The sequence below is a fragment of the Catenulispora pinisilvae genome, from assembly GCF_015356865.1.
Lineage (GTDB): Bacteria > Actinomycetota > Actinomycetes > Streptomycetales > Catenulisporaceae > Catenulispora > Catenulispora pinisilvae.
On record NZ_JAAFZA010000197.1, the window covers coordinates 1 to 19,758 of the forward strand.

Annotated in this window: 21 protein-coding genes and 1 pseudogene; 12 read left to right on the top strand and 10 right to left on the bottom strand. The window is 71.6% G+C overall.

What is annotated here, in order from left to right:
• Positions 1-1,141: substrate-binding domain-containing protein (locus IZR01_RS36890; protein ID WP_194926547.1), on the bottom strand; the 1,141-nt coding region annotated here is incomplete at its 3' end.
• A gap of 123 nt (positions 1,142-1,264) precedes the next feature.
• On the opposite strand from IZR01_RS36890, the gene IZR01_RS36895 reads away from it, so the two are divergent.
• The 3 genes from IZR01_RS36895 (at position 1,265) to IZR01_RS36905 (ending at position 4,416) form a co-directional block, all read left to right on the top strand.
• Complete coding sequence (locus IZR01_RS36895; protein ID WP_194899317.1) at positions 1,265-2,752, top strand: glutamate-cysteine ligase family protein; 1,488 nt, start codon at positions 1,265-1,267, stop codon at positions 2,750-2,752.
• 419 nt (positions 2,753-3,171) lie between these two features.
• Positions 3,172-3,975, top strand: coding sequence for a CPBP family intramembrane glutamic endopeptidase (locus IZR01_RS36900; protein ID WP_212011152.1), 804 nt, complete (start codon positions 3,172-3,174; stop codon positions 3,973-3,975).
• A gap of 48 nt (positions 3,976-4,023) precedes the next feature.
• Positions 4,024-4,416 (top strand): VOC family protein, encoded by a 393-nt coding sequence (locus tag IZR01_RS36905; protein WP_323747207.1) that lies wholly within the window; start codon positions 4,024-4,026, stop codon positions 4,414-4,416.
• Between the two features lie 108 nt (positions 4,417-4,524).
• On the opposite strand, the gene IZR01_RS36910 is transcribed toward IZR01_RS36905, so the two are convergent.
• Positions 4,525-5,331: a GNAT family N-acetyltransferase gene (locus tag IZR01_RS36910; RefSeq protein WP_194899316.1), complete on the bottom strand. Its 807-nt coding sequence runs from the start codon at positions 5,329-5,331 to the stop codon at positions 4,525-4,527.
• 464 nt (positions 5,332-5,795) lie between these two features.
• Here IZR01_RS36910 and IZR01_RS36915 point away from each other — a divergent pair, with 464 nt between their 5' ends.
• Positions 5,796-6,944, top strand: a complete 1,149-nt coding sequence (locus tag IZR01_RS36915) for a tetratricopeptide repeat protein (RefSeq protein WP_194899315.1) — start codon at positions 5,796-5,798, stop codon at positions 6,942-6,944.
• Between the two features lie 111 nt (positions 6,945-7,055).
• On the opposite strand, the gene IZR01_RS36920 is transcribed toward IZR01_RS36915, so the two are convergent.
• The 3 genes from IZR01_RS36920 to IZR01_RS36930 all read right to left on the bottom strand — a co-directional run bounded on the left by IZR01_RS36920 (position 7,056) and on the right by IZR01_RS36930 (position 9,510).
• On the bottom strand, positions 7,056-7,745 hold the full coding sequence (locus IZR01_RS36920; RefSeq protein ID WP_194926548.1) for a lysophospholipid acyltransferase family protein: 690 nt from the start codon (positions 7,743-7,745) through the stop codon (positions 7,056-7,058).
• A gap of 154 nt (positions 7,746-7,899) precedes the next feature.
• A complete protein-coding gene (locus IZR01_RS36925; protein WP_369125508.1) occupies positions 7,900-8,712 on the bottom strand; it encodes an acyl-CoA thioesterase in 813 nt (270 codons plus the stop codon).
• 114 nt (positions 8,713-8,826) lie between these two features.
• Complete coding sequence (locus IZR01_RS36930) at positions 8,827-9,510, bottom strand: maleylpyruvate isomerase N-terminal domain-containing protein (RefSeq protein ID WP_194898121.1); 684 nt, start codon at positions 9,508-9,510, stop codon at positions 8,827-8,829.
• A gap of 79 nt (positions 9,511-9,589) precedes the next feature.
• On the opposite strand from IZR01_RS36930, the gene IZR01_RS36935 reads away from it, so the two are divergent.
• Entirely contained in the window at positions 9,590-10,135 is a 546-nt protein-coding gene (locus IZR01_RS36935) for a YbhB/YbcL family Raf kinase inhibitor-like protein (RefSeq protein ID WP_194926550.1), read from the top strand.
• Positions 10,136-10,254: 119 nt separating this feature from the next.
• Here IZR01_RS36935 and IZR01_RS36940 read toward each other — a convergent pair whose 3' ends face one another.
• Positions 10,255-11,484, bottom strand: a complete 1,230-nt coding sequence (locus tag IZR01_RS36940; RefSeq protein WP_194898123.1) for a saccharopine dehydrogenase family protein — start codon at positions 11,482-11,484, stop codon at positions 10,255-10,257.
• Between the two features lie 194 nt (positions 11,485-11,678).
• The gene (locus IZR01_RS36945) at positions 11,679-12,602 is read right to left on the bottom strand and encodes an EamA family transporter (RefSeq protein ID WP_194898124.1); all 924 of its coding nucleotides are present in this window, start codon (positions 12,600-12,602) and stop codon (positions 11,679-11,681) included.
• Positions 12,603-12,827: 225 nt separating this feature from the next.
• Here IZR01_RS36945 and IZR01_RS36950 point away from each other — a divergent pair, with 225 nt between their 5' ends.
• From IZR01_RS36950 to IZR01_RS36970, 5 genes are all read left to right on the top strand, one after another.
• On the top strand, positions 12,828-13,298 hold the full coding sequence (locus IZR01_RS36950) for a MarR family winged helix-turn-helix transcriptional regulator (RefSeq protein WP_194898133.1): 471 nt from the start codon (positions 12,828-12,830) through the stop codon (positions 13,296-13,298).
• Positions 13,299-13,326: 28 nt separating this feature from the next.
• The gene (locus IZR01_RS36955; RefSeq protein WP_194898125.1) at positions 13,327-13,737 is read left to right on the top strand and encodes a DnaJ family domain-containing protein; all 411 of its coding nucleotides are present in this window, start codon (positions 13,327-13,329) and stop codon (positions 13,735-13,737) included.
• Positions 13,734-14,723: a tyrosine-type recombinase/integrase gene (locus IZR01_RS36960; protein WP_194898126.1), complete on the top strand. Its 990-nt coding sequence runs from the start codon at positions 13,734-13,736 to the stop codon at positions 14,721-14,723. The genes IZR01_RS36955 and IZR01_RS36960 overlap by 4 nt, the downstream gene beginning before the upstream one ends.
• A gap of 10 nt (positions 14,724-14,733) precedes the next feature.
• Entirely contained in the window at positions 14,734-15,519 is a 786-nt protein-coding gene (locus tag IZR01_RS36965) for a putative protein N(5)-glutamine methyltransferase (protein WP_194926551.1), read from the top strand.
• 121 nt (positions 15,520-15,640) lie between these two features.
• On the top strand, positions 15,641-16,231 hold the full coding sequence (locus IZR01_RS36970; RefSeq protein WP_194926552.1) for a hypothetical protein: 591 nt from the start codon (positions 15,641-15,643) through the stop codon (positions 16,229-16,231).
• 125 nt (positions 16,232-16,356) lie between these two features.
• Here IZR01_RS36970 and IZR01_RS36975 read toward each other — a convergent pair whose 3' ends face one another.
• The 3 genes from IZR01_RS36975 to IZR01_RS36980 form a co-directional block, all read right to left on the bottom strand.
• Positions 16,357-17,208 (bottom strand): alpha/beta hydrolase, encoded by an 852-nt coding sequence (locus tag IZR01_RS36975; RefSeq protein ID WP_194926553.1) that lies wholly within the window; start codon positions 17,206-17,208, stop codon positions 16,357-16,359.
• A gap of 119 nt (positions 17,209-17,327) precedes the next feature.
• Positions 17,328-17,453 (bottom strand): hypothetical protein, encoded by a 126-nt coding sequence (locus tag IZR01_RS52645; RefSeq protein ID WP_267254947.1) that lies wholly within the window; start codon positions 17,451-17,453, stop codon positions 17,328-17,330.
• Positions 17,454-17,779: 326 nt separating this feature from the next.
• Positions 17,780-18,775 (bottom strand): NAD-dependent epimerase/dehydratase family protein, encoded by a 996-nt coding sequence (locus IZR01_RS36980; RefSeq protein WP_194926554.1) that lies wholly within the window; start codon positions 18,773-18,775, stop codon positions 17,780-17,782.
• 110 nt (positions 18,776-18,885) lie between these two features.
• Here IZR01_RS36980 and IZR01_RS36985 point away from each other — a divergent pair, with 110 nt between their 5' ends.
• Both IZR01_RS36985 and IZR01_RS36990 read left to right on the top strand, forming a co-directional pair.
• On the top strand, positions 18,886-19,527 hold the full coding sequence (locus IZR01_RS36985) for an ArsR/SmtB family transcription factor (RefSeq protein ID WP_194926555.1): 642 nt from the start codon (positions 18,886-18,888) through the stop codon (positions 19,525-19,527).
• Positions 19,524-19,758: pseudogene (locus IZR01_RS36990) on the top strand (hypothetical protein); the annotation flags it as partial. The gene IZR01_RS36985 and the pseudogene IZR01_RS36990, both read left to right, overlap by 4 nt.

The window sequence follows — 19,758 nt, forward strand, 5'->3', positions numbered from 1 at the left end:
GCTGTGTATAAGAGACAGGGGCCGGGACGGCGGGGTTGACGCCGTTGGCGGCGGTGAGCGGGCCGGCGGCGGCGCCCTTCGGGTCGCGGAATCCGGCCTTTTGCAGGGTGCTGATGCCGGCGGCGCTGTGCAGGAGGGTCTGGAAGTCGGCCGCGGCCTTGGCGTGGGTGGCGTCGAGGCCGGAGCTGATGGTGTAGGGGTAGTCCATCATCATCGTGCCCAGGCCGGGGTCGGCCGGGTAGAGCGCGACCAGCGGGGTGGCCGGGCTGCCGGCGTTGTAGGCGGCGATCTTCTGTTCGGTGGCGGGGAAGGCGGCGATGCCGCCGGAGCCGGCGGCGGTGGCGCCCTTGGTCGGCAGGTCGGCGAGCAGCGAGGTCATGGAGCTGGAGACTGTGGTGCTCATGAGGCGGTAGACCTGGGTGAGGTTCTGCAGGGCTTGTTGCTGCTGGGTCTTGTCGGTGCCGGCCGGGGCGAGCACGGCCGAGCGCAGCATGGTGATCGCGGCGAGTCCGGGTCCTGAGGTGGTCGGGTCGGGCACGGCGGTCTGGAGTTTGGTGCTCTTGAAGTTGGCGAGCAGGTCCGACCAGCCGAACGGCTTGGCGGGCCAGCCGTTGGCGGCGGCGACCGGTTTGGGCATCCCGATCACCAGCGGGCTGGTGGCGATCGGCGTCGGGTCGGCGGCCAGCGACTTCACGCCAGCGGTGTGGGCCAGATCGAGCCACATACTGCTGTCCGGGATCCACACGTCCGGGGCGCTGGTGACGTCCCCACCCTTGGCGGTGCCGGTCAGGAACGCCTCGACCGCGGAGGCTTCGGCGCTGGTGACGTTGACGTGCAGGCAGGGGTCGGTCATGCCGTCGGCGACGGCCTTGACCGCGGTGTAGACGTCGGGATTGGCGTCGACGTTCAGCGTGGTCGGCGTCTTGCAGGACGGGCCGGAGGCCGGTGCGGTGTGGACGCTCGTGCTGCCGGTGCCGGAGGTGTGCTTATTGGTGTAGAGCACGTATCCGCCGCCGGCCGCGAGCACGATCGCCGCTCCCAGGGCGACGAGCCCGGTGGGGAACGACGATCCGCCGGAGCCGCCGCCCCGGCCGCCGGGGGTGTTGCCGGGGCCCTCAAAGGACCGATGCCTGCCTGCCACGGGGGGTCACGATCCCTTTCGTCGGTGAATGTCCGACAGTAATCTGAGTTGGAGTGTCGGCCGGATGGTGTGGTGGGCGTCCCGCGTAGGTGCCGCGGGCGGAGATGGCAAAGGGGCGCGCCTGTGGGCGAGCGTGTGGTCGCGACCGAGTTCACCGGGGCCGATCGGACGCGGTTCCGGGAACGGCTGCGCGCGGGCTTCGAGGTGTTCCGCCGCATGCTCGCCGAGGACCGGTTCGAACGCGGTCGCACCCTGATGGGGGTGGAGCTGGAGCTGGACCTGGTCGGTCCGACCGGCCGGCCGGTGATGGTGAACCAGGACGTGCTCTCGCGGATCGCCAGCCGTGATTTCCAGACCGAGCTGGGCCAGTTCAACCTGGAGGTGAACATCGCCCCGCACAAGCTGGTGGGGACGGTGTTCTCCGAGTTGGCCGAGGAGCTGCGGACGTCGCTGGCCTATGCCGATCGCCAGGCGCGCGCCGCCGGTGCCCGGATCCTGATGATCGGGATTCTGCCGACGTTGGACGAGGCGCACATGATCGTCGAGAACTTCTCGGACGAGGATCGCTATTTCTTGTTGAACGACGAGATCGTGCAGGTGCGGGGCGAGGATTTCCTGGTGCAGATCGATGGTGTGGAGCGGTTGCGCACCACGTTCGCCTCGATCATGCCGGAGGCCTGTAATACCTCGGTGCAGTTCCATCTGCAGGTGTCGCCGGAGACGTTCGCCGGGGCGTGGAACGCGGCGCAGGCGATTGCCGGGGTGCAGGTGGCGTTGGGGGCGAATTCGCCGTTCTTGTTCGGTCGGGAGTTGTGGGCGGAGACCCGGATCCCGTTGTTCGAGCAGGCGACCGATTTCCGGGTGGAGGAGTTGGCGGCGCAGGGGGTGCGGCCGCGGGTGTGGTTCGGGGAGCGTTGGATTTCCTCGCCGCTGGATCTGTTCGAGGAGAATCTGCGGTATTTCACGGCTTTGCTGCCGGTGTGCTCCGATGAGGATCCGGAGAAGGTGTTGGCCGAGGGGGGGATTCCGCATCTGCCGGAGCTGCGGTTGCACAACGGCACTGTGTATCGGTGGAATCGGCCGGTGTATGACGTGGCTCGGGGTAAGCCGCATCTGCGGGTGGAGAACCGGGTGTTGCCGGCCGGGCCGACGGTGGTCGATGTGTTGGCGAACGCCGCGTTCTTCTATGGCTGTGTGAAGGCGATGATGGAGGATCCCGATCCGGTGTGGGGTCATCTGGCGTTCGCCGACGCCGCGCGGAATCTGCACAACGCGGCGCGTTTCGGTCTGGCCGCGGAGTTGGAGTGGCGTCGGGATCGCTATAGCGGTCCGGTTTCGGTGCGAGAGCTGGTGTTGTCGGAGTTGTTGCCGACGGCGCGTCGTGGTCTGGACGCGCTGGGGATCGATCGGCATGACCGGGACGAGTTCTTGGGGATCATCGAGGGTCGTTGCCGGACCGGTCGTAACGGGGCGACGTGGTTGTCCGGGGAGTTCCATCGGCTGGTGGATGCCGAGGGGCTGGATCGGGCGTCGGCGTTGGAGCGGTTGACGATCGAGTATTCGGATCTGATGTTGTCCGGTGCTCCGGCGCATACGTGGCCGCTGGGCTGAGTCGTTTCGGCACACACGTGGCGCCTGGGCCGAGCTGCTTCGGCGCACACGTGGGCGCCGGGCTGAGCCCGCGTCCGCATCCGTGTTCCGCCGCCGGTCCATCCGACCTCTGCCTTTCGTCGCTTCCCCTGGTCAAGGGGCGTGTCCGAGGGTTTTGTCCCGCTGTTGCGGAACAGTAGTTCGGCCGTGAACCCGCGGACAAGGGAGCGCCGGGGTTTATCTGGCGCCGCGTTCACTTTGTTACCGGAAGGTAGCTCAGTGCTGGACGCCGGTGACGGCGGGTCCACCGACGTCACCCGATGTCACCGGCCGTACCGACCCCGCCGCCGGACCGTTGAGCGCTTCGGCTGCGATGATGCGTTACGGCAGTGCCGGGCGGCGAACGGTGTCCGGGCGGTGGACGAGGGTGAGGAGCCGGCGTGGCGGTGGTGGACGAGGGTGTGGTGCCCATGGGGGGCGGGCCGGTGCCGGAGGCGCGGTGGCGGACGCTGCTGCGGTTCGAGGTGCTGGTGGTGCTGGCCCTGTCGTTCGGCCAGTCCGCGGTGTACTCGTTCGTGTCGATCATCGCCAAGCTGACCGCGAAGCAGGCGCTGAACAAGCAGGCGGCCGGGCTGAACGCCTCGGAGTCGCCGCGGCCGTGGCTGGACTTCACGTATCAGGTGCTGGATCTGGGGTTCAGCGTCGTGATCGTGGCGCTGGTGGCGTATCTGCTGATGCGGGAGAACGCCTCGCTGCGCACGCTCGGGTTCGACTTCGCCGGCCGCTGGCGGGACTGGGCCCGCGGGGCCGTGGTCGCGGCCGGGATCGGCGGGGCCGGGCTGGCGTTGTACGTGGTCGCGCACGCGATGAACCTCAACGCGACCGTGATCCCGACCACGCTGCCGGACGTGTGGTGGCGGGTGCCGATCCTGGTGCTGGACGCGTTCCGCAACGGGGTCACCGAGGAGGTCGTGGTCCTGGGCTACCTGCTGCGCCGGTTCGAGCAGCTGGGGTTCTCCCGGACCCGCTCGGAGATCATGTCCTCGCTGGTGCGCGGGTCGTATCACCTTTATCAGGGTTTCGGCGGGTTCGTCGGGAACTTCGTCATGGGCCTGATCTTCTGCCGGGCCTACCGGCGCTGGGGCCGGGTGATGCCGCTGGTGGTGGCGCACGGGCTGATCGACAGCGTGACGTTCGTGGGCTGGATCTACGTGGCGCCGCATATTTCGTGGCTACCGAAATGAGGCCGGTGCGGCTAATCTGACGCACCGTCAGAAAAGGGAGGGTGTCCGGTGGCGGACGAGCAGGCTGACGAGCGGGCAGGCGCGAAGGCCGGCGAGCGGGCCGGCGGGAAGGCTTTGGGCTTGGCCTCGGTGTTCCCGGCGGCGCGGCTGGCCGACGGCGTGCAGTTCCTGGTCGCGGTGCTGGGGATCGAGCCGACGTTCGTGGACGGCGAGCGCTGGGCCCAGTTCGACTTGGGCGGCGCGCGGCTGGCGCTGGCCTCCGGCGCCGAGTCCTCGGGCGCGGCGCAGGTGATGGTGAAGGTCGCCGACGCGGCCGCCACTGCCGAGCGGCTGAGCGCGGCCGGCTACGACGTCGCCGGCCCGGTCACCGGTCCGCATGAGGTGCGGTTCTCGGTGACCGGGCCGGATGGGTGGTCGGTGGTCGGGTACCAGCCTCTGTGAGTCGGGTACCGGCCTTTGTGAGTCGGGTACCGCGCTCTGCGAGTTGAGTGCCAGCCTCTGTGAGGCTCGCCGGTGGTGTCGCTGGTGTGTCGAGCTCTAAGTCGAGCCTTAAGCCGCCGGGAAGGCTGGCGCCTGTACTACCTGCACCGCCGGGGCGGTCTCGGCGCCGCTGTCCGGCAGCGGCTCCACCAGGTGCGGCTCCACGGTCACCACGGCCGGCGGCGGGGTCTCCAGCACCGGCTCCAGGGCCGCGGTGGCGGCGCGGTCCAGGTAGCGCTGGAGCCGGGCCTCCAGGTTGGCCTTGGCCGCCGGCCACTCGGCGCGGACGATCGAGAACAGGGCGCTGTCGCGCACGCCGCCGTCGGCGGCCGGGAAGTGCGCGCGCTTGATGCCCTCGAACTGCGCGCCCAGGGCGCTGATCGCGGCCCGGCTGCGGGTGTTGCGCACGTCGGTCTTCAGGCTGACCCGGTGCACGTCCCAGGTCTGGAAGGCGTAGGTGAGCATCATCAGCTTGGCCTCGGTGTTGATCCCGGTGCGCTGGGCCGACGGGTGCAGCCAGGTGGAGCCGATCTCGGCGGCGTCCGGGCGGCCGTCGGGGTTGACGTGCCCGTGCCGCGGCGGCCACACCCCGGCCCGCCAGTACTCGAGTTCTCGCAGGCGCGAGGTGCCCACGATGCGTTCCTGGCCGGTCAGCGGGTCGATCGCGAAGGTGGTGAACGGGACGGCGACCCCGGCGGCGAAGTCCGAGGCCGCCAGCGTCACATACCGCACGACTGCGTCGTGGTCGCGCGGCACGTAGGTGAAGTCGTAAGTGGACCGGTCGGCGGTGGCCGCGAACAGCAGGCCTTCGATGTGGTCCGGTCGCATGGGCTCCAGGCGGCACAGGCGGCCTCGGAGCATGACGGGGGAACGCATGCGCATATCATCCACGACCGAAGGGCCCCCGGCGCGCGACACGACAAGTTGGCACTCTTGCGGGGTGATCACGCAGGTCAGGACGCTGGTTCGGGGCGCCTCGGAGGGGGCGCGCAGAGGTTCGGCGCGCCTCGGCGGGCACCGGCTCCCGCCGGGTGTGAAGTCGGGGTTTCCCCTAAGGGTCCGGCCGGTGTCCGAGGTGTGACTCGCCGGTGGCCGCGGGTCCGCCAGAGGCCTGGAAACCGGTCCCGCCGAAGGGCCGCGGGCCGGTTTCGTAGGTCTCGCGGGGGCCTCGGTCCGAAGATGATCCGGTGTGGTGACTGGCGTGCGGCGGGGGTAGTGCCGGATACTCCCGTTGTCGTGCCGGTTGTCGGCCGGTGTGATTTTTTCTTTGGTGGGTCCTCGGCGAGGGTCGCCGGGTGGGGACATGGCTCGGAACGGGCTCGAAATTGGGAGAGGCAAGCGTGGCCGAGGTAGAGCAGCAGATCGGCGGGGCGGATGAGGCCGACGGGCTCCAGGTCGGTGGCGCCGATGCGGTGACGGAGCTGGAGACGCAGGCACCGTCGGCGGCGTTCGACGCCGACCCGGTGGTGGCCGCGGGGTTCGTGGCGTTCGAGGCCGGGGACCTGGCGGGGGCCGAGAAGGTCTTCGCCCCGGCCGCCGCCGGCGGCGGCCGGGCGGCGATGTTCGGACTGGGCCTGGTGTATCAGGCCCGTGACGACTTCGACCAGGCGGTGCGCTGGTACGCGGCGGCGGCCGAGCTCGGCGAGGCCGAGGCGGCGAACAACCTGGGCACGTTGCTGGCGGTGCGCGGCGAGAACGACGCGGCGGTGGCCTGGCTCAGCCAGGCGGTCGCGCTGGGTTCCTCGGAGGCCGCGGTGAACCTGGGCCGGATGAACCACTGGGACAACCCGGCCGAGGCCGAGTTCTGGTACCGGCGCGGCGCCGAGGCCGAGGTCGGCTCGGCGATGGCGAACATCGGCGTGCTGGCCCAGCGCCGCGGCGACCTGGCCCAGGCCGCCGAGTGGTACCGCAAGGCGGTCCAGGCCGGCGAGGTCCGCGCGGTCAACAACCTGGGCAACGTGCTGCTGATGCAGGGCGAGGTCGAGGAGGCCATGGAGTGCTTCCGGCTCGGCGCCGAGGACGGCGACGGGCACGCGCAGGTCAACTTCGCCCTGCTGTCCCTGGCCCGCGGCGAGGTCCAGGAGGCGCTGGCCGCCGCCGAGCGCGGCCGCGAGTCCGACGCCCCCGGCGCCGAGGTCGTCTACGGCCAGGTGCTGCTGGCCACCGGCGACCAGCAGGGCGCCGCCGAGGCGTTCCAGCGCGCCATGAGCGCCGGCGACCCCTCCGGCGCCTATGCCCTGGGCGTGGTCGCCGCCCAGACCGGCGCCCTGATCGACGCCGAGCGGCTGTTCCTGGCCGCCGCCAACGCCGGACACGTGCCGGCGATGTGGAACTCGGCGGTGCTGCTCCAGCAGAGCGGCAAGCCCGAAGCGGCGCTGCCGTGGTTCGAGGCCGCCGCGGCCGCCGGCCACCCCGAGGCGCAGGCAGTGCTGTCCGGGGCGATCTCGGTGCAGCCCGGCGGGGACGCCGGAGGCGTGGCCACCGCCTGAGTCAGGCGGCGTAGTCGGCCACGGGGTAGTCGGCCACGGCGTAGTCAACACGCTGCAAGGGCCGGTACGCGCGAATCCGCGCGTACCGGCCCTTCGGGCTTGTCCCGGCGGCTAAGCCGCCGCCTTGCCTTCCTTCACGTCCGAGGCGTAGACGGGCCGGTACTCCTGCCCCGACAGCTTCTGGATCTCCTCGATCACCTCGTCCGTGATCGCCCGCCGCACCAGCGCCGGCTTGCCCAGCGCCTTGGCCTCGGTCAGATCCAACGGCGCCCCGATCCGCAGCGTCACCCGGCTCAGCCGCGGCAGCTTCTTGCCCGGCGGCTGCACCCGATCGGTCCCGACGATCCCGATCGGGATGATCGGCGCCCCCGAACGCAACGCGATCTCCGCGATCCCGGTACGTCCCCGGTACAGCCTGCCGTCAGGGGAGCGGGTGCCCTCCGGGTAGATGCCGAACAGCCCCCCGGCCTCCACCACCGCCACCGCGCCCTCCAGCGCCGCCTGGGTGGCGTTGCGGGTGCCGGAGCGGTCCACCGGCACCGCGCCGGCGAAGCGGGCGTAGAAGTACTTGTTCCACATGCCCTTCAGGCCGGTGGTGTTGAAGTACTCCGCCTTGGCGATGAACGTGACGTGCCGGGGCACCACGACCGGGATGAAGAAGGAGTCTGAGAACGACAGGTGGTTGGCCGCCAGAATGGCGCCGCCGGTCGCGGGGATGTTCTCCAGGCCCTCGACCCGGGGCCGGTAGACCAGCTTCACGAGGGGTTCGACGATGAACTTCGCCGCCTGGTACACGGACATCTGCGCGCTGACCTCATTCTTCTTCGGGCGGCGGGTCGGTGGGACGCCGTCGAGACTAGCGGATCCCCTTAGGGGGTATGTGCCGGCCGGCGGTTCGGTCCGGTGGCGGCTCAAAGACGACGCAAAGACGATGGAAAGACGATGCGAAGACGGCTCAGGGTGCGGGGTGGACCCGGAGCAGCCCTTCCTGCACGACGGTCGCGATCAGCGCCCCCTCGCGCGTGAACAGCCGCCCGGTGGCCAGGCCGCGGGCGCCGGAGGCCGAGGGGGAGGCCTGGTCGTAGAGCAGCCACTCGTCGGCGCGGGCCGGGCGGTGGAACCAGATCGCGTGGTCCAGCGAGGCGATCTGCACCTCCTTGTGCGGCAGCAGCTTGTGCCGGATCAAGGTGGTGGACAGCAAGGTGAGGTCCGAGACGTAGGCCAGGACCGCGGTGTGCAGGTGCGGGTCGTCCGGCAGCGGCGCGGAGGTGCGCAGCCACACCTGGCGCCGTTCCGGGCCGGTGTCCGGGACCCGGCGGATGTCGAAGGCGGTCCAGCGCCGGTACAGGATGTTCCACAGCGCGTCCTCGCCGTCGTCGGCGGGGCTGGGCGGGATCGCCGGCAGCGCCTCGGGCTCGGGGGCGTCCGGGCGCGGGTCGGCGTGGTCCAGGCCGGGCTCGGGGATCTGGTAGGAGGCCGACATGACGAAGATGTTGCGGCCGTGCTGGCGGGCCACGACCCGGCGGGTGGAGAACGAGCGGCCGGTGCGGGAGCGGTCGACCTCGTAGACGATCGGCGCGGCCGGGTCGCCGGGCAGCAGGAAGTAGCCGTGCAGGGAGTGCACGCTGCGGTCCGGCTCGACGGTGGCGGTGGCCGCGGACAGGGCCTGGCCCAGGACCTGTCCGCCGAACACGCGCTGCACGTCGGTGTCGGGGGAGGCGCCGCGGAACAGGTCGTCCTCGATCCTCTCCAGTTCGAGCAGATCCATCAGGGACTCGAAGGTGGCCAAGGGGCGACTCCTGGTGCGGGGGCGGGGCGGTGCCAGGCCGGGCGCGGCGTGTGGCTTGATTTTAGGCACCGCGGCGGTGCGGCGTCGGCGTGGCTACTCGGTGAGGTCGGTCACGGGCGGCCCGAACGCCGGCAGCAGGTCCACGATCGGCTCCGGGTCGCCGCTCCAGCCGGCGGCGAGCATCTGCGCCCGCGAGCGCCGGCCGACGATGATCCGGGAGAGTTCGAAGTCGGAGGTGGTCAGCGCCGCGACCGGCTCGGCCTCGGCCGGGCCGAGCCGCCAGCTGCCGGCCTCGCACGCCAGCTGGACCGGCGGGTGCCCGGCCTGCGCCCAGCCGCCGCGTTTGAACTTGGTCATCAGGGTCGCCACGAACGCGGCCTCGGGCGTGTCGCGGGCCTCGCGCCGGCCGAGCGCGCCGCGGATGTCGTGGCCGTGGTGGAAGGCGTCGAACACGGCGAACACGGTGCGCCGCCCGGCCGGGTCGTCCAGGACCGCCTCGGCGGTGGGGCTGTTGGCGGTCCATTCGGCGCAGATCTCGGCCAGGGTGCGGTCCCGGCGGGTCGCGACGTGTTCGGCGGTCCAGGCCGGGTCGTCCGGGCGGGCCGGGCTGCCGGTGACGAAGCAGTCGCTGATCCCGGCCAGGTGGGCGTAGGTGTCCTGGATGCTCCAGCCCGGCAGCGCGGGCACGGCGGTGCCGGCCTGTTCGGCGGTGAGGCCCGCGGCCAGTTCGGTGAGCTGGGAGCGGATGACGCGGTAGTGCACTCCGGCGGTGGTCATGGCAGCCGGTCGCCCTTCTGTAGGGTTGGGGAGGGTCGCACGATCCATCAATAGTCGACGATGTGGTTGGACGGGAGTGGTGCGCGTGTCGTCCCCCTATGACACCTCAGAGAAGGTGCCGTCATTCGCGGTGGCCTCCTCGGAATTCAAGGCCGGGGAACGCCTGGCACCCGAGCACGGCTCGGCGATCTTCGAGGTCCCCGGCGGCCGGGAGATCTCCCCGCAGCTGTCCTGGGGCCCGGTGCCGGAGGGCACGAAGAGCATCTCGGTGACGATGTTCGACCCCGACGCCCCGATCCCGTCCGGGTTCTGGCACTGGGGCCTGGCCGACCTGCCGGCCGACACCACCGAACTGCCGGCCGGCGTCGGCCTCGGCGACGACGCGCTGCCCGGCTCGGCGTTCCACGTCCCGAACGAGATCGGGATGCACCAGTACGTGGGCTTCGGCCCGCCGCCCGGAACCGGCCGGCACCGCTACTTCTTCGCGGTCCACGCCCTGGACGTGGAGTCGGTCCGGGACCTCGGCGTCACCCCGGACACCACGCCCGCGGTGCTGCACTTCATGATGCGCGGCCACGAGCTGGGCCGGGGCGTGTTGCAGGGCTGGGCCAGCGCCGACGAGTAAGGGCTGGACGGCTCTGGTGGCGCGATCGGCGAGACAAGCGAGATAGGCGACGGCCGACCGGGGCGCGGGTGCCCCGGCCAAGGCCACGCATTCGCTCAGCGCGCCGGCCATACATCCGCTCAGCGCCGCGGCCCAGCCACCGGCCCGGGCGAACCGCTCGGCGGCGCCGTCAGCGTCCGGAAGCTGATCCCGGCCCGCGTCAGCCGCTCGATCAGTGCGTCGCCCATCGCGGCGGCCGTGGTCAACTGCCCGGCGGTCTTCGGCAGGTCGTCGAAGGCCAGGCACAGCGCCGATTCCGACAGCATCTTCGCGGTCTCGCCGTAGCCGGGGTCGCCGCCGGAGACCTCGGTGATCAGGGTGCGTCCACCGGCCTCGGCGCGCAGCCGCAGCGTGAACCAGCTCGCGGCGCGCCGGGCCGCATCCGGGCCCTGTCCCGGCTTGACAGTCTTGCCGACCGCCTGTCGCAGCGGCCTGGCCTGCGCGGCCACCGCCAACGCGGCCATCGCGGCCAGCCCTGACAGCGCGATCGGCAGTCGGCGCGCGGCGGCGAAGTGGCCGTAGCGGAAGTCGGGCCCGTACTCCGGCAGCGCGGCGGCACTGCGCAGCACCACCTGGTTGTCGATCACCGGCAGCGGCGTCACCCAGGCGTGCGCGGTCTTGTCGTGCCGCGGCGGCCCGGCCAGCACCCCGAACCGCCGGCCCGGCTGCTTCGGCTCGGCGGCGCGGCGGGCCTTGGCGGTGCGGGCCATCGCCTTGGGCCGGGACATCGCCATCATCGCCGAGGCCAGCGTCCCGCCGGAGAACGTGCCCCGGGCCCGGATGAACCCTGACACCCGCACCGGCCCGCTCTGCGCCCCGAGCTCGCGCATCGTGTACAGGACGCCGAGGTCGCTCGGGATGCTGTCGAAGCCGCAGCAGTGCACCAGGCGCGCGCCGGTCTGGACGGCCCGGGCGTGGTACTTGAGGTACATGGCGTCGACGAACTCCGGTTCGCCGGTCAGGTCCACATAGTCGCAGCCGGCTTCGGCGCACGCGGCGACCAGCGGCTCGCCGTGGTGCAGGTAGGGCCCGACGGTGCTGATCACGACCCGGGTCCGCTCGGCCAGCTCGCGCAGCGACACGCGGTCGCCGGCGTCGGCGATCAGCAGCGGCAGGTCCTTCAGCTCCGGCCGGCCCGCGGCCAGCCGGTCCCGCACGGCCCGCAGTTTCGCCGCCGACCGCCCGGCCAGCGCCCAGCGCGTGCCGGTCGGGGCGTGCTCGGCGAGGTAGTCGGCGACCAGGGCTCCGGTGAAGCCGGTGGCGCCGAACAGCACCAGGTCCAGGGGCTTGCCCGCGGTCGGGTCGGCCATGCGCCCGCCTTTCTTACTACCGGTCGGTAACTATGTGGGCTCCACCCTAGGGCGCCGTCGGCCGCCCAGCCAGAGTGGGGCGGCCGACGATTTGATCCGGGCTCTGGCTCGGGCTGTTCGCCCGGCCTTGCTCCGGAACCCTCCGGACCCCCCGGAACCCTATGGACCTCTCCGGAACCCTTCGGCCGGGCCGCTCAGCGCCGGCGCGAGGCCAGCACCTGCCCGGTGACCAGCGCCCCCAGCGCCACCGCGAACCCCGCGGCCTGCGGAGCCGTCAGCGACTGGTGCAGCACCACGAACCCGGCGACCGTGGCCACCATCGGGTTGGCCAGGCTCAGCAGCGACAGCGAGGTCGGCGCCAGCCGTTCGATGCCGCGGAACCACAGGGTGTAGGCGACGGCGGTGCCGACGACGCCGATGTAGGCGAACCCGGCGAGGTTCTTGGCGCTCAGCGTGTCCGGCAGTCCCTCGGAGGCCAGCGTCATCGGCAGCAGCAGCAGGCCGCCGAACACCAGCTGCCAGGTCGCCAGCACCATCGGCGTGGCGCCTTCCGGGCGGCCCCACTTGCGGCCCAGGACCACCGCCAGCGCCATCAGCGCGGTGGCCACCAGCATCGCCAGCACGCCGAGCGGGTCCAGGCGGGCCTTGCCGGTCAGCGTCATCAGGGCCACGCCGACGGTGCCCACGACCGCCGCGCCCAGCACGGCGCTGTGCGGCCGCTGCCGCAGGATCAGGATGCTGAAGCCGGCGACCAGCAGCGGCTGCACCGAGCCCAGGGTGGAGGCCAGGCCGCCGGGCAGCCGGTAGGCGGCGAAGAACAGCAGGGGGAAGAAGGCCCCGAAGTTCAAGGTGCCCAGCACCGCGGTCTTCCACCACCAACTGCCCTTCGGCAGCCGCCGGACGAACGCCAGCAGGATCAGCCCGGCCGGCAGCGCCCGCATCGTCGCGGCGAGCATCGGCCGGTGATCGGGGAGCAGTTCGGAGGTGACGACGTAGGTGGTGCCCCAACTGGCCGGGGCGATGACCGACAGCAGCAGGTCGCGGGCGGTGCCGGTGGGGTGGGTGCGGGTCTGCGCGGCGCTCGGCGCGGCGGGCGAGGCGGTCGTGCTGGCGGTCATCGGAACTCTCCCCTGGTTTTCCCCGCCGACTTCTCTTAATGTTGAGACTGTCAACGCTGAGAGGAAGCTAGCACATTCCCTCCCGGTGCGATCTTCGTCATCCACGCGAAAGGAGCGGGCCCGATGGCCGACACCCACACCGACAGCGACACCCACACCGACAGCGACAGCGACAGCGACACCGGTAGCGACAGCGACACCGACGCGGTGGACGCGATCATCGCGATGTGGGCCCGGGAACGCCCGGAGTTGGACGCCGCGCCGATGGGCATCGTCGGGCGCATCAGCCGGCTGTCACGGCTGCTGGATCGCGAGCTCAAGGACTTCTTCGCCGGCCACGGCCTGGAGTTCTGGGAGTTCGACGTGCTGGCCACGCTGCGCCGCTCCGGCGCGCCCTACGAGCTTTCGCCCGGTGCGCTGCTGAAGACCGCGATGGTGACCTCCGGCGCCATCACCAACCGCGCGGACCGCATGGAGGCCAAGGGATTGGTGCGGCGGCTGCGCGATCCCGGCGACCGGCGCGGCGTCCGGATCCGGCTCACCCCGGCCGGGCTGGAGCTGATCGAGGACCTGATGCCCAAGCACGTCGCCAACGAGCGGCGGCTGCTGGCCGCACTGGACGCCGACGCCAAGGGCACCCTGGCCGACCTGCTGCGCACCCTGGCCACCGGGCTCGGCGACACCTCCCTGCGATGAGCCCGTAACCCTTTTGCGATAATGGGGTATGAGCACCTGGCAAGAGCGATTCGCCTCCGGCATCGACAAGCAGGTCAACGACGCCGAGAAGGCCGGAGCGTTCGAAGACAACCCCCTGGTCGGCAAGCCGTTGCCCGGCGACGGTCAGCCGTATCGCGAAGACTGGTGGATCACGCAGAAGGTCGCGGCCGAGCGCGTCGGCGCCCACGCGCTGCCGTTGCCGCTGGCGCTGCGGCGCGAGGCCCAGGACCTTCGCAAGGGCCTGGTCGGCGAGCGGCCGGCCGGCTCCGAGGCCGCGCTGCGGACCGCGATCGAGGACTACGACGAACGCTCCGACGCCGCGCGGCGCACCCCGCAGCCCGGCCCGTCGGTGGTGATCCCGCGGGTCGACGCGGACGAGGCCGTCGCGGCGTGGCGGCAGGCGCGCGAAGCGAAGTGAGCGAACCGGAGCTTCCCGGGCCGGAGCGTCCCGAGCCGGGCTCGGCCGTCGTCGTCTCCGTGGTGCCCGGCGCGCTGGCCGCCGCCGGGCCCGGGGGCCCCGGCCCCACCGCGGAACAAGTCGCGTCCCTGTTCCTGCTCACCTACAAACCGACGACGGCCTCGGCCTACGCCGTCGACCTGAAGCAGTGGTTCGCCTGGTGCGCGCTGTTCGACGCCGACCCCTTCGACGCGATCCGCGCGCACGTCGACGCCTGGACCGTGCACCTGGTCAACGACGCCGGCGCGCGCCCGGCCACCCTGGCGCGCAAGATCAGCGCCGTGCGGAACTTCTATCTCTACGCCCTGGACTCCGGCTATACCGATCACACCCCGGTCCCGGCCAAGGACAAGGCGCTGCACCTGCCGAAGGTCTCGCGTAAATCGCAGACCCTGGGCCCGGACCGGGACGAGTCGCAGGCGCTGCTGACGGCCGCGGCCGCGCGCGGAGCCCGGGACGAGGCGGTCGTCGCGATCCTGCTCTACCAAGGGCTGCGCGTCTCGGAGCTGTGCGGGATCGACGTGTCGGATCTGTCCACCCAGCGCGGCCACCGGGTGGTGCGGCTGCGGCGCAAGGGCGGGGAGGAACAGGACCAGGCGATCGCGCCGCCGGCCGCCGGGTGTCTGGACACGTGGCTGGTCGAACGCGGCGGCGCCGACTCCGGTCCGGTGTTCGTCGGGCCCGACGGCGTGCGCCTGACCCGCTACCAGGTCGAGTGGATCGTCGAGAGCTGCGCCCGGGCCGCCGGGATCGACAAGAAGATCAGTCCGCATTCGCTGCGGCACGCGTGCACGACGCTGTTGCTGGACGCCGGGGTGCCGCTGCGCGACATCCAGGTGTATATGGGACATGCCAACTCCTCCACCACGGAGCGCTACGACCTCGGGCGTCAACATCTTGACAAGTCGCCCGCGTACGCGCTGTCCGGGGTGTTCACCCCCCACTGAGAACGTGATCATGAACGAAGATGTCGTCACCCGGCTGCGCGCCGCCGGCTGTGTGTTCGCCGAGGACGAGGCGGAACTGTTGGCGTCGGCCGTGAAGAACGCCACCGAGCCTTCGCGGCTGCTGGAGACGCTGGTACGGCGGCGCTGCGCCGGCGAGCCGCTGGAGCACGTGGTGGGCTGGGCCGAGTTCTGCGGGCGGCGGATCGCGGTCGGGCCCGGGGTGTTCGTGCCCCGGCGGCGCTCCGAATACCTGGTCGAGCTCGCCGTGGAACTCGGCCGCTGCGCGCGGGTGGCCGTCGACCTGTGCTGCGGGTCGGCGCCGTTCGCGACGGTGTTGGCCTCGCGGCTGGCGAACGTCGAGGTGCACGCCGCCGACCTCGACGCCGCGCAGCTGGCCTACGCGCGGCAGAACCTCGGCGGCCGCGGCCACGTCCATGAAGGCGATTTGTACGAGGCGCTGCCGCAGCGGCTGCGGGGGAGTGTGGACCTGCTGGTGGTGAACGCGCCGTATGTGCCGACCGACGCCATCGCGACGCTGCCCGCCGAGGCCCGGGACTTCGAGCCGCTGGCCAGTCTGGACGGCGGCGCCGACGGGCTGGCGGTGCACCGGCGGATCGCGGCCGGGGCGCCGCGGTGGCTGGCTCCGCGCGGGCATCTGCTGATCGAGACCAGCGAGGTGCAGGCCGAGACGATGCTGGCGGCGTTCGGGCAGGCCGGGCTCAAGGCGTGGATAACGCAGGACCAGGAGCTTGAGGCGACGGTGGTGGTCGGGCGGCAGCCGGAATCAGCGGACTGAAAGGAACCGCGTCGTGCGGGCCGCGGCACCGGGAGGGCAGAAATACCGCCTCGGCAGCGCGCGCGGCTCAGGTACTTTCAAGCTGACAGCGACGTCACAGCGTAGGAGGAACGGGCCCACGATGCCGAACACCGACCCGGGCGAACGACTCCTGCGGCTGCTCGAAGCCCGGCCGGACATCGCCCGGGCGCTGGATCTGGTCGCCGACTTCGACATCACCCGCCGCGACCCGCTCGAACGCCTGGCCGTCCCGTCCGGCCTGCCGCTGACGCCGATCGCCGCCGACGGCACCGGCGGCACGTACTACCTGGTCGGCGGCCCCGACCAGGCCCGCCGCCCGGTCCTGTTCACCGACTCCGAGGGCTGCGGCACCCTGATCGCCGAAGACCTGGCCGAGGCGCTGGGGATCTTCATCGCCCTGGGCTTCTGGCACGAAGCCGGCCACGGCTTCCCGCTGGCGACCACCGAGCAGAACCTGCGCGAATCAGAACCGGACATCGACACCATCCGCGCCGACCTCTACGCCGCCACCGGCATCCGCCCCCTGACCGCCGAACAGGCCCGCGACCTGCTCCTGGCCGCCGCCGCCCGCACCGCCCCGGACTACGTGGCCACCGCCGACTTCCCCGGCGCCCGGCCCTACCACCTGCTGTTCGCACCGCCGCGCGGGATCGCCGGTGACTCCCGCGCGGTCGGGGCGACAGGTCGGTAGCTTCGGCGCGGTGGCTTCGGAGCGGTGCCTTGGTGTCGGAGCCGTGGTGTCGGAGCCGTGCCCGGGCTTCGGAGCTGCACCTGGATTTCGGAGCCGTACCCGGGCCGGCGGCGACGGCGGCGCGATCAGTCCCCGTCCGGCCGCCACACCCACCGCAACGCGTCCGGCAGCAGCACCCCGCCGTGATTCGGGCTGTGGGCGCCGTCGCCGAGCACCAGCCGGAAGTCGTAGCCCGCCTCGGCCAGCGCCGCGGCCGTCCGCAGATTCTCCGCCAGCCAGTTGCGGGTCGGCTGATCCCAGTTGAGATCGCGGTGCCCGGCCTGCATGAAGATCCGCAGCGGCTTGCGTTCGGCTGCCGGGATCAGCGCCGGATAGGGATTGCCGCCCGGCATCTGCACGAAGCTGGCCAGGTAGCAGATCACCCGGCGGAACCGGTCCGGCCGCAGCCACGCGGCCGTGAACGCGCCGTCGCCGCCCGCGCTGCCGCCGCAGATGCCCCAGCGCTCGGGGTCCTCGGCGAGCCGATAGCGCGCCGCGACCTGCGGGACGATCTCGGTGGTCAGGAACGTCACCAGGCGTTCGTCGAAGGCGTCGTACTCCACGTTGCGGTTCTTCGGCCGCGCCGCGCCCTCGAACACGCCCGGATCCACGAACACGCCGACGGTCATCGGGATGTCGCCGGCGTGGACCAGGTTGTCCAGCACGATGCCGCCACGGACATCCCCGGCCGGGTCGAGGTACCACCAGCCGTCCAGGAACACCATCAGGTTCGCCGGCCGCGGGTGTGCGGGGTCGTATCCGGCCGGCACGTGGACCCAGAACTTGCGCGACGTCCCCGGATAGACCGAGCTCTCGCGCCACTCGAACTCGACCGTGCTGCCCGCCGGCACCTGCGGCCGCCGCACCGAATCAGGGCCGTGGGCGTAGCCGACCGGGAGGTCCAGCGGCAGCGGGCGGTAGGGGACCTCGGCAGTCATGGCGTGCATGCTAGGTGGGGGCCGGGCACCGGTCTAAGGGTTTTGAACGCCAGTGGGGCCGCCCATCACGGGCGGCCCCACTGGATGTCTTTGTCGGCTGAGCTCAGGGTCGGCCGGGCTCAGGCGCCCTTGCGGCGGCGGTCCTTCTTGGCCAGGCGCACCAGGCGGGCGTCGGCGGCCTGCTTGTGGAGCTCGGCCAGACGGGCGTGGGCGGCGGCGAGTTCGTAGGTCGAGGCGAAGTTCATCGTTGACTCCTTGGATCCTTGTGATCGTATCGGCTGTATGCCTTTGATTGTAAGGGAGTCCGGTGCTGGAGTCCAATTGATTAAAGGCAAAAATGGGTTGCGCACCTGCGGATATCGATCTGGCGTGACGTTCCGGCGACGGGGGCGCGACGGCAGCGGGAACAACGGTGGGAAACCGGGCGAAAGCTCGGCCAAGATGAGGGGTCCCACGGCCGAAGCGGGGGACAACGCGGGGCCCGGCACAGGGATCGACGCGCCGATCAACGTGCGGATCGACGCCGGGACCGCTGCCGGGATCGGTGCCGGGATCGGTGCGGAGACCAGTGCTACTTGCTTTCTGCTGACCCGGCCTCAGCCTCAGCCTCGTACTCGGCCAGCGCCTTCGCCTCTTCCTCCTCGGTGAACCCGAACTTCAGCGGCGGCAGCCCGCGCTCCCGATCCCACGCCAGCACATCGGCGACCGTGGTCTCGAACGGCGTCTGGGGCATCCCCGCCGCCACGGCGCGCGCCGGATCCCGCCGCATGCGGTCCCACTCGTCCTCGTCGCGGATCAGCGGGAAGAACGTGCCCTGCGCGTTCTGCTCCGGCACCGGCACGATCTCCACCTCGGTTCCGGCGGCCCGCGCGCAGATCTGGATCACCTCGGCCAGGGTCACCGGCGTGCCGGGGCCGACGGCGTTGAACGCGCCGCCGCGGTCGTCCTCGATCAGGCGCACCATCAGCCGGGCGGCGTCGCGGGAGTCGACGACCTGGATCGGCTGCTCGGGGCGGCCCGGCAGGGCCAGGCGGCCGCCGCCGGTGGCGCGGCGCACGTAGTAGGTCAGGCCGTTCTGCGGGTCGTGGGGGCCGGCGACCTTGCCCAGGCGCACGATGCTCGCGTACTCGCCGAAGCGGGCCTGGACGTCGTCCTCGCACGCGACTTTCAGCGGGCCGTAGGTCTCCTCGAACAGCTCCTCGGTGTCGCGGACCGGCGGGCGGCGCGGCGTGTCCTCGGTCGAGCCGGGCCCGACGTCGCTGCGTTCGTAGACGGCGTGGCTGGAGACGAACACGTAGCGGCCGACGCGCTCGCCGAGGGCGTCCATCGCCTTGTTGACGTGTCGGGGCACGTAGGCCGAGGAGTCCACGACCGCGTCCCAGCTGCCGGTCGCCAGCGCGGAGTAGTCATCGGTGTCGCGGTCGCCGACGAGGCGCGGGACCTGCGGGAACAAGGCGGCGCCGGAGCGGCCGCGGGTGAATACGGTCACGTGATGGCCGCGGGACAGGGCGTCCTCGACCACGGCCCGGCCGACGAAACCGGTGCCGCCCAACATCAGAATGCGCATTCTGGCCAGCCTAGTGCGGGGGCGGTCGCGGGCCATCTGGTTTACGGGCCACGGGTATCAAGGGCTGCGGGCGTTGACGCCAGGAGATGTGAAGCAATACTTTCACATCTATGGCTCCGGAGCGCGAGCAGCGCAACCGACTCGGCGATCTGATCGTCACCGACCCCCGGATGATGCGGGCCCTGGCCCATCCGGCCCGGCTGGCGATCATGGACATTCTGCGGCGGGAGGGACCGTCCAGCGCGACGGAACTGGCGCCCCGGGTGGGGATCAGCCCGTCCGCGGCCAGCTGGCACCTGCGGCACCTGGCCGGCTTCGGCCTGGTCCGCGACGGCGCGCCGCACCCGGACGGCCGGGCCCGGCGCTGGGAGTCGGCGGTGCGCGGCTTCCGCTTCGACCTCCCCGGCGACCCCGCCGACGCCGAGCGGCACACCGCGGCCCGCGCCCTGGCCCGGGAGATGATGGCGCACGGCCAGGCGCAGCTGGCGCAGTGGCTGACCGACGTCGAGCCCGGCCTGGACGGCGAGTGGGAGCAGGGCGTCGGGGTGGCGAACACCAGGGTCGTGGTGGACACCGCGGAGCTGGCGGCGATCCAGGACGGGATCGAGGAGCTGCTGGCGCCGTATGTGAACCGCGATCCCGGGGAGCGGCCGGCGGGGAGCCGGAGTGTGCGGCTGCTGCGATACGCGTTGCCCGAGGCGCGCGATATCGATGCCGAGCCGGACAGCGCGGGCGGGGGCGAGGGCGCATGACCGCCGACACCAACGCCGACGCCGAGGCCAGCGCCAACATCGACACCGACACCAACGCCAACGCCAACGCCGACATCGATGCCGACACCAACGCCAACATCGACACCAACGCCAACGCCGATACCGATGCCGACACCAACACCGTTGCCGATGCCGTTGCCGATGCTGATGCCAATGAATCGCCGAAAACTGATTCACCGGCGCCTGAACCCCCGCATCCCGACCCCGACC